Here is a 13,065-nt window from a genome sequence, read left to right as displayed (position 1 = left end):
ATTACTATATGAATTAATAATTAGGGTTTTGAACTAACACGCCATTTGATTTGTCAATTTCGTCCTGAGGCAAAGGCAACAATGCATGCTTATCCTGGTAACCAGTCTTTCCGGCTGCATGCAGCACTTCCTTCGCTATTCCCCAACGTACAAGATCATAGAAGCGATCGAATTCCATACCCAACTCAACACGGCGTTCATGACGAATAGCTTCCCGCAATTCACTCTGATTATCAGTGGTAACCTCCGGCAAGATATTAGCATTCGTACCACGGGCACGGGCACGTACCATCTCAAGATATCTTCTTGCACTTGTATTATCACCCAGTTCGCAAGCAGCTTCCGCAGCCATCAGTACGACATCCGAATAACGGATCAGACGAATATTCACCCAATACCCACTCTTCGTATACTTTTCACGCAAAGCCGGATCTGTATACACTTTCTTATTAAAGTACTTTGCTATCACATCGGCATTGGCAACCGGTTTTTCTCCATAAGGCTTATTTGCAGGAATGGTCGAAGGATCTTCTCCTGTTCTAATAAAATACAATAAAGTCTCATCCTTTCTCGGGTCACCTTCTTCGAATGCATCAGCCAATAATTGAGTAGGAGTATGTTGGCCCCAACCTAAATTCCATTCACCGGCCCCACGACAGCCCTGTACCTGAGCATACTGGCTACCAATTTCGTTGGACCCCGGAAGAGCAGCAGTAGCAGTACATTGAAGTTCCAGAACAGACTCACCGCAGTTTTCACCTTTCTCACGGAAAATATCTTCATAAGGTGTATTCAGATTATATAAACCGGAAAAAATAACGTCCTCTGCTGCCGCACGCATATTGTTCCAATCATTACGCATCATATAAGTACGGGCATGTAAGGCACGAGCCGCTCCCCAGCTAAGACGACCGACATATTGTGCTTCCCAAGTCCTCGGCAGGTAAGATTCTGCATTCGTCAGATCTTCATCAATCAAAGTATATATCTGAGCTACAGAAGATTTGGGAATATTGGCATCTGCTACACTCCCTACTTTAAAATCAATCAAGGGCACTTCGCCAAAAGCACGTACCAAATTGAAATAACAGAAAGCACGCATCAATAAAGCCTCTCCCTTATTAACTAAGTCACCGCCTGTCAATGAAGGATTCGACTTCATCTCCTCCAATACATCATTTGCTTTATGGATCAAGGTATAATTGGCATTCCAGTAACTTTTTACCATGCCATTACTTGCAGCATATTCAAAATCATCAAACATTTTTCCTGTTGCAGATCCGTCAGATAGTGTACTACCCTTTTCCGCATCTTCCGAACGCATACCATGAATAGCCAATGCCGTATTTCCGGAAACAATATGATAACCGCGAAGCAAGGCATACATGTTGAAAATCTGTGTTTCATAAGTACCACCAGTCAGGTCATCTTCAGTCAATACTCCTTGCGGTTTCTGATCTAACAGGTCACTGCATGACATCTGGGAACATCCCAGTGCCAAAGCCATCACATAATAAAATATCTTTTTCATACTGATCGTTTTTCTTTTATTAGATTTCATGTTTAGAATGATAAGTTAAAGCCTAATGTATAAACTACAGGCATCGGATAACCTCCACCATCTACACCAAACGCTGTTGCACTACCACCAACTTCAGGAGTATATCCGGTATTGCGGCTCCATGTTTTAGGATTCTGCACATTACCATAGATACGTAAAGATTGCAGTTTGATGCGGTTCAACAAACGGGGATCAAAGGTATATCCCAACTCTATGTTACGGATACGGAAGAAACTTCCGTCTTCTACATAGTAAGAAGAAGCTTCCAGATTTACAGAACGGGATGGATCAAGAATCGGATCCCAGTTGGATGTTCCTTCACCATGCCAACGGTTCAAATGCCCTGTACGATAGTTGAATTGTGCATAAGCACTACTATCCCAGTTACGATAAACCTCATTTCCATAAACACCCATCATATCTACACTCAAATCAAAATTCTTGTAACCCAGATTTACGCTAAAACCATAAGTAAAATCCGGAGTAGGATTACCAATCATAGTACGGTCTTTCTCTGAGATAATACCGTCACCATTTACATCGGCAAACTTCAAATCGCCCGGCTTCACAGAAGCTACTTGGTTAGGTGCTGAAGTTTCGATATCAGTTTCATTCTGATAAACACCTGCCACTTTGTATCCATAGAAGTAGCCGATAGGATATCCTTCAGATACACGGGAAACGCCATTAATTATTGAATAATCCTTGCTTATCAATGATACAACTTCATTATCAATAGTCGTCAGATTGGCTGAAACACCATAACGCCAGTTTTCACCGATTTTATCGCTCCAGGATGCTGCCAACTCAAAACCACGGTTACGAATCTCTCCTGTATTCTGCAATGCAGGAACCGTACCTGAAAGACCGGGAACACTTGTCAGCAAGTCTTTGGTTGTCTTATTGTAATAAACAGGAGAAATCTGCATGCGAGCATCCAACAGATGCATATCAAAACCAACTTCCCATGAATAGTTACGCTCCCAACCCAATGTCTGTGAAATCAATTTATCCGGTCCCTTACCTGCAATAACATTATCACCAAAGACAGCAGAACCTGAACTTGTAATATTAGGATAGGCCGGATAGCGGGAACCTCCTGTATTCTGGCTTCCCAAAACACCCCATGAGCCTTTCAGCTTCAGATAATCGATTACATTCTGTTTCTTCATGAATGCCTCTTCACTCATAACCCAACCGGCACCGAATGAATAAAAATTATCCCATGTATTTCCTGTTCTCTTAAATACGGAAGAACCGTCACGACGATAAGAAGCATTCAGCAAATAACGATTTTTATAGTTATACAATGCACGGAACAGATAGGACATTGTAAAACGTTTGTATTGAGATCCACCATTAGTAGCTGATGTAGCATCATCAATCATAGTAATCCACCACTTATCTATATCTTCGCCAATGGGAACACCATAGCCCGGCAATTGACTGCGGCCACCCGATAAAGCAGAATATTCATTATAATTCGTAGTAAGACCGGCAGTCAGAGTTAAACCATGATCACCAAACTGATTAATATAAGTCAATACATAATCGGACTGTGCAGCCATTGATGTAGACTTCGACTGACTGATACTTTCTTTATCCGTCAATCTTTCTTTACCACCTTCTACATCCGGGTTATACACATAAATAAGCGGAGAATAAGAACGTGACTGGCTGGAAGCATAATCCAAGGAGAAAGTAGCCTTAAAGGTTAAATTCTTCATCAAATCAAGTTCTCCGTAGATATTTCCTGCCATACGATAATTTGCAGATTTATTATGAGCACCTCTCAACACGGGTTCAATCATAGGATTCCAGACCTGAGCACGCTGAAAATCAGGAAGAGTATGTAAAAGTCCGCTTTCTGCATCATAAACAGGAGCAATCGGAGCTGCTTTCAAAGCAGAACCTACACCTTTTGCATCAGGATATAATGCACGTACACCGTTCACCTGGAAACCAAAACGTAAGAAGTCGGTTACTTTATGTTCACTATGCAAATTCACAGTAAACTTATTCAGCTTTTCACTCTTGATGGAACCTTCTTCCATTACATATCCCAAGCCCAGATAAAACTTACTTCTATCTCCCGAGGCTGTAATGCTAACCGTATTGTTAGTAAGGAAACCTGTTTGGAACATCTCATCCTGCCAGTCAGTATCTGCATTCCATACAGTATAATCGTACGGATCGCCACCCTGATTCATGCGTTGTTCATTATAAAGCATTTTGAACTGCTCTGCATTAGTCAGGCTAACGCGGTCTGTAACCTTTTTCCAACCCACCGAACCATTAATGCTGACCTGAGTCTTACCTTCTTTCGCTTTCTTAGTAGTAATGATAATAACACCATTAGCACCACGTACACCAAAAATAGCCAAGGAAGAAGGGTCTTTCAGGATTTCCATAGATTCAATATCCGCTGTATTCAGATAGTTGATGTTATCCGTAAACAGTCCGTCCACTACATACAAAGGAGTATAACCATTGATAGAGTTTGTACCGCGAACACGAATTTCCGGATCCTGCCCGGCACGTCCTGTATTGATAACCTGCACACCAGCGACCTTACCTTGAATAGAAGCCAAAGGATTGGTAGATGGTTTTGAAGCAATCTCGGCAGCTTTCACTGTTACAATAGAACCGGTCAAATCACGCTTCTTGGCGCTACCATAACCTACTACTACAACTTCTTCAATGAGCTGGCTATCCTCTTCCATCATAAGATTCACTGTAGAACGCCCATTAAGCGCAACTTCCTGTTCCTTCATACCAATATAGCTGAATATCAAAGTGGCATTCGCCGGTACACCAGGAATCTGGTATTTTCCGTCGATATCCGTAATAGTTCCCATATTCTCCTGTCCTTTTACCCGAACAGAAGCACCTATAACAGTTTCGCCTGTCTTATCTGTAACGACACCCGAAACTGTAATTTTGTTCTGCGCCATCGAAACGACAGCAAACAGCAACATCACACATGTAATTAATAGATTTCTTTTCATTTTGTATTGATTTAAAATTGCTCTGCAAACGTATAGCAATAATTGATTTAAGTCAAAAAACAGGCTACCACAAGAGTACCACGCCTAAACATGGTACTACTTTATAACTACTACATGCTCGCAGAACTAATTAGTTATCAGATATTTATTTTTAATAAAGATTCTGTATTCCCTCTTTATCTATCTACTACCAGGCAGATGCTTATTGAAGCGAAAATAAGGCCTTATTCACATCACGGCTATCACCACCTATCATTACTTCAAAGTCACCCGGTTCGCACACAAAATCCAGATTGTAATTGTAGAACTTCAACATATCAGCTGTTAACTTGAAAGACACTTGTTTGGATTCACCGGCTTTCAAGAAGATTTTTTCAAAGCCTTTCAGTTCTTTCACCGGACGTGTTACACTGCCTATAAGATCGCGGATATATAGCTGCACTACTTCCGAACCGTCATACTTACCTGTATTGGTTACCGTTACAGTTGCCATAATCTCTCCATTGATATTCATGGACGATTTATCCAATGTAATATCACTATAAGAGAAAGTAGTATAGCTCAAGCCATATCCAAACGGATAAAGCGGTTCGTTATCTACATCCAGATAATTGCTACGGAACTTCTGGAACCAGGCCCCTTGAGGCAAAGGACGACCGGTATTCTTATGGTTATAGAACAAAGGAATCTGTCCTACACTCTTCGGAAAAGTAGTAGTAAGTTTGCCACTCGGATTTACATTTCCAAACAGTACATCACCAATGGCAAGAGCAGCTTCACTACCACCAAACCACACATTCAGAATAGCAGGTACATTTTCCTGCTCCCAATTCAATACTAACGGACGACCGGTAAACAACACCAATACCACCGGTTTGCCGGTTTTCAACAATTCCTGCAAAAGTACACGTTGCGTATCCGGCATTTCGAGGTCTGTACGACAACTACTTTCACCGCTCATCTCGGAAGACTCACCCAAAGCAGCAACAATCACGTCAGACTTGGCAGCTACAGCAAGTGCCTCATCCAGCAGTTCCTTATCTGTACGATTGTCACGATGCAGAGTACGGCCAAACATAGTAGCACGCTCTTCGTATTCGGCATCACTCATCAGATTACTTCCTTTAGCCGTAAGAATTTTAGCCTTGCCTCCCACTACTTCTTTCAAGCCTTCAATCAAAGAAGGATATTTGTTCATCACAGCGGCCACACTCCACGTGCCCGGCATATTGCTACGGCTATCGGCCAAAGGACCTACTACAGCAATGGTACCTTTCTTTGCCAGAGGGAGTACACTATTCTCATTCTTCAAGAGAACAAAGCTTTCCGAAGCTGTCTTACGGGCTATAGCGCGGTGTTCTTTTGTAAAGATTTGTTTTTTAGGACGGGTTATATCACAATATTTATAGGGATTATCAAAAAGCCCCAGCTTATACTTAGCTTCCAGAATACGGCGACAAGCAGCATCAACAGCCTTTACTGAAACTTTTCCTTCTTCCAGAGATTTTTTAAGTGTGCTTGTAAAAGCATCGCCCACCATATCCATATCGACACCTGCATTCAGAGCCAGGGCTGCAACTGTTTGTGTATCACCCATACCATGATCGGTCATTTCAGTGATACCGGTATAGTCCGTCACAACGAACCCATCAAAATTCCACTGCTTACGAAGTACATCGGTCATCAGCCACTTATTTCCGGTAGCCGGTACACCATCCACTTCATTGAATGAAGCCATCACACTACCCACACCTTCTTCCACGGCAGCCTGATAAGGTAACATATATTCATTGAACATACGTTGATGACTCATATCCACTGTATTATAGTCGCGTCCGGCTTCTGATGCCCCATATAACGCAAAGTGCTTCACGCAAGCCATAATCTCATCATTACTACTCATATCTTTCCCTTGATAACCACGTACCATAGCACGCGCAATCTCCGCTCCCAAGAAGGGATCTTCACCATTCCCTTCGGAAACTCGTCCCCAACGGGGATCACGGGAAACATCCACCATCGGACTGAATGTCCAGCAAATACCATCAGCACTGGCTTCGATAGCAGCAATACGTGCAGATTCTTCAATAGCTGTCATGTTCCAGGTACAGGATAATCCCAGAGGAATAGGGAATACCGTTTCGTATCCATGAATTACATCCATACCAAATAAAAGAGGAATACCCAGACGACTTTCTTCTACTGCCTGTTTCTGAACGTCACGAATACGCTCCACGCCTTTCAAGTTAAAGAGTCCGCCCACTTCACCGGCACGGATACGCCTAGCCACATTACTACTCTTGGCTTGTCCGGTGGTTATTTCACCCGTAACAGGCAAGTTCAACTGGCCGATTTTCTCTTCCAGAGTCATCTTCTTCATCAGATCATCAATAAAGCGATCCATATCGACAGGAGATTTTTGTGCTTGCATATTGGCAGATACCAGCACCAATAAAATTAAAAACGATTGTACCTTAAGGATTAATTGTCTCATGCTTTTCATTCTTTATTATTTTTGGAGAAAAATGATTTCGCTGCAAATAAAGAGAAAGTCTCTCAAACTCCTATAATTCAAAACTACAACAAAAGTACCTTTGGTACAAAACACAAAAAAAGGAGGTACTATTTTAGTACTTCCTTTCACATTATCGCATTAAGAATCAACTATTTAAAATTAATCATGAAATCTGTCAGGCTATCCTCCTGAGATAGATTGAATTTCTTACGCAAGCGATATCTTGCCGCATCCACACCCCTCACCGATATGTTCAGCAGCTTGGCAATCTCCTTTGTCGGCATATTCAGGCGTAGCAAAGCACAGAAACGTAAATCACCTGCCGTCAGATCCGGGTACTGTTGTTTCAGATTTCGGAAGAAGTTCTCATGTATCCGGTCAAAATTCGCCTGAAACATGTTCCAGTTTTCCTCATCCGAAACGATACTTTGATTAATCAATACTAAGAGCTTATCCAGATTCTTCCGCGTATACTGCCCTGATAACTTCTGCTGTTGTATTTCTTCTTTCAACGAATTCAAAAACTCCTGATGGGCAATATTGGTCATCACAACTCCGGACAGCTCTTTACTCTTAAAACGTAAATCAGCTTCCAGTTGCTCTTTTTCCAATTCAATAATCTTCTTTTCCTGTATTTCTATCTCAGCTTGATGGGCAATGCGTTGCTGTTCAATCACCCTGTCTTTCTTCTTCTTCACAGACTGATAAACGACGTATTGCAACAACAATAACAGCAACAACCCAATCAGAACATAACCGATGATAGCCCAATATGATAGATACCAAGGTCTCAAGACTTCAAAAGGTAGCGTTACCGATGCCAATACTTCATTCTCATTATAAATCTCAGCTTTGAAAACATACGACCCAAATGGCAAACGGGTATATTTCTTCTGCAGGCTGCGGTCACCTTCCACCCACTGATCGGATAGTCCTTCCAATTTATACCTTACCTTGTAAGTATAGTCATTATAAACCGGATAGCATAAAGAGAAGCATACGGTATTCAAATCTGCATCAATCTTGTTCTCTTTTTGCACCGACAATCGTTTTATTTTTCCCGTCCACTCCGACTCAGTCGTTATAGCTGAGATCCACAAAGAGCGCCTAATAGAGGACTTGTACAAAAGAGAACTATCTGAATCAATCCGGGCAACAGCATTATTTAAGCAGAGATAGGAACTGCCACTCGACTTGTCATAAACCATCGCTGCTCTCTCCTCTATAGACAAACCATCAAACAAAGAAAACGGAATTCTATGTTCAATCCGGAAAACATTCATCTCACATTTCACTAAATATGCCATCTTACTGCTGACAAACCAGTATAGATTGCCTTTTGCATGACTCACACTATGTATTCCTTTCAAATCCGCCAATTGTTCATTCATCGATTCATAAGGAATAATAGAATCATTCATATCTTCGTAAGTGTAAAACGTTTCCCCATTTGAAAAAACAACCCGTCCGTTGATCTTAAACAAAGAGAAGTCCCCATCTTTCACATCACCCAGTTCCATATAGGTTCTGACATCTTCTACCCGTTTCAGATCCGGATTAATCCGAAAACGGAATAATCCTTTCCGTAAATGCTTCACCCAGATATTCCCCTGCGGATCCATCTCGATCTCCCGCACCATGTGGGTAAACCCGCCTAACGACCGCAGAAAGCTCCAGATACCCGAAGGCTCCTCATTGTATAAATTCAGAAACGTATAGGTACCTTGCAATAAGAACGAACGTCCTTCCAGATTGACTTCTTTCATGCACATCGCTCCTCTCACATCCGAAATCAGCGATGCCTGCGAACCCGATATCTGAAAAGTTCCTTTATTATGTCCGCATAAAATCTGTTTTCCCCATTCACCAACGAACCATGCCTGCTCTTCCAGTCCCGGCACAAGTTCGGGGACTCTGTTCCTAATCCTGTAAAGTCCTTGATTGGAAGCGATATAAGCCTCATCCTCTTTCACCAGCACATCATAGACCATTCCTATTTTCCGGTAAGGGGGCTCATAATAATATACCAGGGAGTTATTTTGTATATAGGCTATACCTTCATCCAAAGCTGCCCAAACATTGTTATCGGCATCACAATACAGCCCTAATACGGTATTATTCTGTAAGCGACTGTCCGTATTCTCTTTCCAAAGTAAACGTCCTTCTTTATCTATTGCATAAATTCCATTAGAAAGCGTACCGATAATATAGCAACTGTCTTTTGTCATTACAGCCCGGTTCACAGAGTACTTTTCAAGCTCGGCATCACATTCTGTATGCCACTTCAGTATCTTTCCACTTTGATAAACAAAACCGCCACCCTTTTGTGTCAAGAGTAAAACGCCATCATTATACGGAAGTCCTGCCACCACATCACTGTTGCCCAATGATTTTCGTTCAATCAGATTTTCCAGCCCATTCTTTGCAAGAATAAAAAGCCCTCCGTTTATCTGTTGAGAATAAACCGTATCACCTACCTGAAACAGATTCAGAGGAAGAGTTTTTGTACGAATCCCCTTCACGGTATGCCCGTCATAAAAGAACAGAGAACCGAAAGATTGAAATACAATCTCCCCATGTGCCGACGTAATCGTCCAGATTTCATCATTATGGAACCGGAAATCTTTCGCTTCATCTTTTAAAGAGTGGTACACAAGGCTATCCAATGAATTACGTTCGAAATATCCGAACTCTTCGAAAGAGCCCACAAATATCTTGCCGTCTTTACCGATATATACAGAGCGTACTATGTTCTTGGAAGGTAATTCATGAAGCTCCCAGTTATTTCCATCAAACTCCAGCAGACCTTTGTTATTGCCAATATACATAACTCCCCTATCATCCTGGGTGATAGACCAGTTCTGAATACCTGCATTATAATCTGATACGGAATAGCTCCTCACGATGGGAGAGAAAGGAATAGAGGAACCACGTGATAAGCTACTAAAAAGAGAAAATATGCAAAATAACAACAGAGATATTCTCATATATATTGATTTACAAGTAACCTGCCAGCAAAGGTAATTGTTTTCCACCAAAAAACCGGATAACTTTATGGATTATCTTTTCCGGGAAGGTAAAGATAGGCCGTAAAATTATCCGGTTACTTATTTTAAGAACTACAAGCTATAGCCTACACTACATAATCAAAAATCATCAGACTGCTTTTTCGGTATGAATTAAAATTCACCAAGCTTGTTTCTTTCCCCTTCTCTTTTATGACCGTAGTTTCCGGTACGCTCAGCATTTTCTTATACTCCTCCGAGTTGCCCAGTACCTTCGTTGCTTCGTTCAGGTCATTGTCATCCTTCAGTTGCTGGATGATGCCGCCACGCTGGAAATAATAACGTTTGATGATATCTTGTGCTATCATGTTCTTGATATCTTTTGCAAAGTAATCCAGGTCACGGTCCAGATTATGGCTAAGTTTCTGTTCTAGTGCCTTAAATTCTTCAGAAGCATCTTTCATATAGCCTTCAAATTCTGCCATTTCTTTCAAGTTCTTCAGAATCTTCTCGCTCTGCTGGTCATATTTAAAGTCCGCCTTCTTCACCATTTCCTTAAACTCTGCATAATCAGCATCCGTCACCTCAAAATTCTCGGGAGAAGCGATTGTAGGATGCTTCAGGCAGTATTGCGTAGCATAATTAAAGATCAGATTATCATTCACCAGATAGAACAAAATATTAGGTAACTTTTCCTGTTCCACTGCAACGTCCGGTGTCACGCCACCGCCATCACGCACTTCACGTCCGATAGCCGTATGGAATACCGTAGTCAAACTATCAGGAATACGTCCTACACTACCATCCGGATTACGATGCTTGTAATCTATCGCCTGTACACAACGACCACTGGGAATATAATATTTGGAAGTAGTCACCTTCATCGTACCACCATAAGGCAAAGTACGCGGAACCTGCACCAAACCTTTTCCAAATGTACGGTTACCCACAATCACTGCCCGGTCATAATCCTGCAATGCACCCGCCAGAATTTCCGAAGCTGAAGCCGTACCGCTATTTACCAATACAGCAATAGGGATATCCGTATCCAACGGTTCGCGCAAGGTCTTATACGTATTGCTGGCTTGTTTTATCTTGCCTTTCGTGGTTACAATCGTCTTGCCACGGGGCAAAAAGTAATTGGCTATCTCTACAGCTTCTTCCAACAAACCACCGCCATTATTACGTAAATCGATCACCAATGAAGTGATACCTTGTTTCTTTAAATCAAGGAAAGCCTTCTTAAACTCTTTGGACGGATTTCCGGAAAAAGTACTCAGGTTGATATAACCGATATTGTTATCCAGTTTGCTGTAATAAGGGATAAGCGGCAACTGGATGTTCTTACGGACAATTGTAAAATCTAATGGCTTTGCCTCACCGGGACGCTCAACCTTCAGTTGGAAACTTGTCCCCACCTGTCCACGAAGCATTTTACTCACATCCGTATTTCCGGTCAAATCCTTTCCATCTATTTCAAGCAAGATATCACCTGCTTTCAATCCCACTTCCGCAGCAGGCATATTTTCGTAAGGTTCTACAATCACCGTACGCTTCAGTTTCGGCTCATATCGAATGATAGAACCTATACCTCCATAAGAAGCCTTAAGCATTTGTTCCAGTTCACTACGATCCTCCTCCGGATAAAACTCCGTATAGGGGTCCAGCGAATACAGCATCGCATCAATACCCTCACGTATCGTCTTATTCGGATCCAACGTATCTACATAGAACATATCCAGTTCCTTCACAATGGAGTTGAATATATCCAGGTTCTTTGCAATCTGGAAACTGCGGCTATCGCCACTCTTGAAACTAAAAAAGCCAACTGCACCTACTACTAACAGTAAAGCAGTTATCCAGCGTACTTTCAGTATTTTCTTCATATCCTGTTTATTATAGTTCACTGATTCTCGTTTTGATATCTTCCCACCACTCAGCAGGCATTTCTGCACCGATCACCCGGATGATGCTTCCTGAAAGGATAGAACCTATCTTACCACATTTCTCCAGGGAATATCCGCAAGTCAGTCCATATAAGAAACCGGCAGCGAAATAATCACCTGCACCGGTCGTATCTATTACCCTGTCCACAGTGACAGCATGCACATGCACTTCTTCCGTACCTTTACGGATGAGTGATCCTTTGGCACCCAGCTTCACAATAGCGATGCTACACATTTTGGCAATCACTTCCAGCGCTTCTTCCGGCTCTTTACCCGTAAATGCCTTGGCCTCCTCTTCATTGGCAAACACTATATCCACATACTTGTTTATCAATAAAGAGAAGAAATCATGGTCTTGCTCCACAATATTATAGCTTGCCATATCCAGGCAGATTTGCAATCCGGCTTCTTTTGCCAGTTCAATGGCACGAAGTATCATATCATGATCCTGTACCAGATAACCTTCAATGAACAAATAAGTATAGCCCTTAAACATCTCCCGTGAAAGGTCTTCTGCCTTTAATGTAGCAGCAGCACCCAGGTAAGTACCGAAAGTACGTTCCCCGTCAGGCGATATAAAAGTGGAAGCTACCCCCGAAGGTAGCTCGGAAGATACCAATAAATTTGCTTCAGTTCCCCGTTCCAACAAACTTTGCCGATAAAACTTTCCATAAGCGTCGTTGCCAACCTTGCCAATGAATCCTGTTCCTGCTCCGAGGCATGCCATACCACGAATTGCATTTCCAGCAGAGCCTCCGGTAGCCTGTTCTGTTTCGAGTTTACTGAAATACTCATTGATTATCAGCAGTTTTGTTTCATCAATCAAAGTCATGCTCCCCTTGGGCAATTCCATTTCTTTTAGAATTTGGTCGTCGTTGAGAGTAGCAAGAACGTCAACAAGGGCGTTGCCCATACCAATTATTTTATCCATTTCGATTTTTTTTTTTGCAAAGATATTGCATATTTCAAAATATCCTATTACTTTTGCACCGCATTTGAGAAAAAACAACATTCTTCCTTAGCTCAGTCG

General features: G+C 41.9%; 6 protein-coding genes. All 6 read right to left on the bottom strand.

All coding sequences use genetic code 11. The features are described 5' to 3' along the window. Nucleotides 1-13: 13 nt before the first annotated feature. A complete protein-coding gene (locus tag BWI44_RS03505) occupies nt 14-1,531 on the bottom strand; it encodes a RagB/SusD family nutrient uptake outer membrane protein (protein ID WP_195209064.1) in 1,518 nt (505 codons plus the stop codon). A gap of 32 nt (nt 1,532-1,563) precedes the next feature. Beyond that, on the bottom strand, nt 1,564-4,569 hold the full coding sequence (locus tag BWI44_RS03500; RefSeq protein ID WP_229036149.1) for a SusC/RagA family TonB-linked outer membrane protein: 3,006 nt from the start codon (nt 4,567-4,569) through the stop codon (nt 1,564-1,566). A gap of 202 nt (nt 4,570-4,771) precedes the next feature. Continuing rightward, nucleotides 4,772-7,063, bottom strand: a complete 2,292-nt coding sequence (gene bglX / locus BWI44_RS03495; RefSeq protein ID WP_195209063.1) for a beta-glucosidase BglX — start codon at nt 7,061-7,063, stop codon at nt 4,772-4,774. Between the two features lie 170 nt (nt 7,064-7,233). Beyond that, nucleotides 7,234-10,071 (bottom strand): triple tyrosine motif-containing protein, encoded by a 2,838-nt coding sequence (locus BWI44_RS03490; RefSeq protein ID WP_195209062.1) that lies wholly within the window; start codon nt 10,069-10,071, stop codon nt 7,234-7,236. Nucleotides 10,072-10,217: 146 nt separating this feature from the next. Beyond that, nucleotides 10,218-11,975: a S41 family peptidase gene (locus BWI44_RS03485; RefSeq protein WP_195209061.1), complete on the bottom strand. Its 1,758-nt coding sequence runs from the start codon at nt 11,973-11,975 to the stop codon at nt 10,218-10,220. A gap of 10 nt (nt 11,976-11,985) precedes the next feature. After that, nucleotides 11,986-12,966 (bottom strand): adenosine kinase, encoded by a 981-nt coding sequence (locus BWI44_RS03480; RefSeq protein ID WP_138293267.1) that lies wholly within the window; start codon nt 12,964-12,966, stop codon nt 11,986-11,988. Nucleotides 12,967-13,065: the final 99 nt, after the last annotated feature.

It is taken from the genome of Bacteroides sp. Phil13 (genome assembly GCF_001940965.1).
Lineage (GTDB): Bacteria > Bacteroidota > Bacteroidia > Bacteroidales > Bacteroidaceae > Bacteroides > Bacteroides intestinalis.
The sequence above is the reverse complement of the archived record's forward strand: the minus strand, read 5'-3'. Positions and strand labels throughout refer to the sequence as shown.

Bases quoted from the DNA above. Each gene is read 5' to 3' on its own strand.
- BWI44_RS03505 (WP_195209064.1), bottom strand. From the start codon at position 1,531: ATGAAAAAGATATTTTATTATGTGATGGCTTTGGCACTGGGATGTTCC.
- BWI44_RS03490 (WP_195209062.1), bottom strand. From the start codon at position 10,071: ATGAGAATATCTCTGTTGTTATTTTGCATATTTTCTCTTTTTAGTAGC.
- BWI44_RS03485 (WP_195209061.1), bottom strand. From the start codon at position 11,975: ATGAAGAAAATACTGAAAGTACGCTGGATAACTGCTTTACTGTTAGTA.
- BWI44_RS03500 (WP_229036149.1), bottom strand. From the start codon at position 4,569: ATGAAAAGAAATCTATTAATTACATGTGTGATGTTGCTGTTTGCTGTC.
- bglX (WP_195209063.1), bottom strand. From the start codon at position 7,063: ATGAGACAATTAATCCTTAAGGTACAATCGTTTTTAATTTTATTGGTG.
- BWI44_RS03480 (WP_138293267.1), bottom strand. From the start codon at position 12,966: ATGGATAAAATAATTGGTATGGGCAACGCCCTTGTTGACGTTCTTGCT.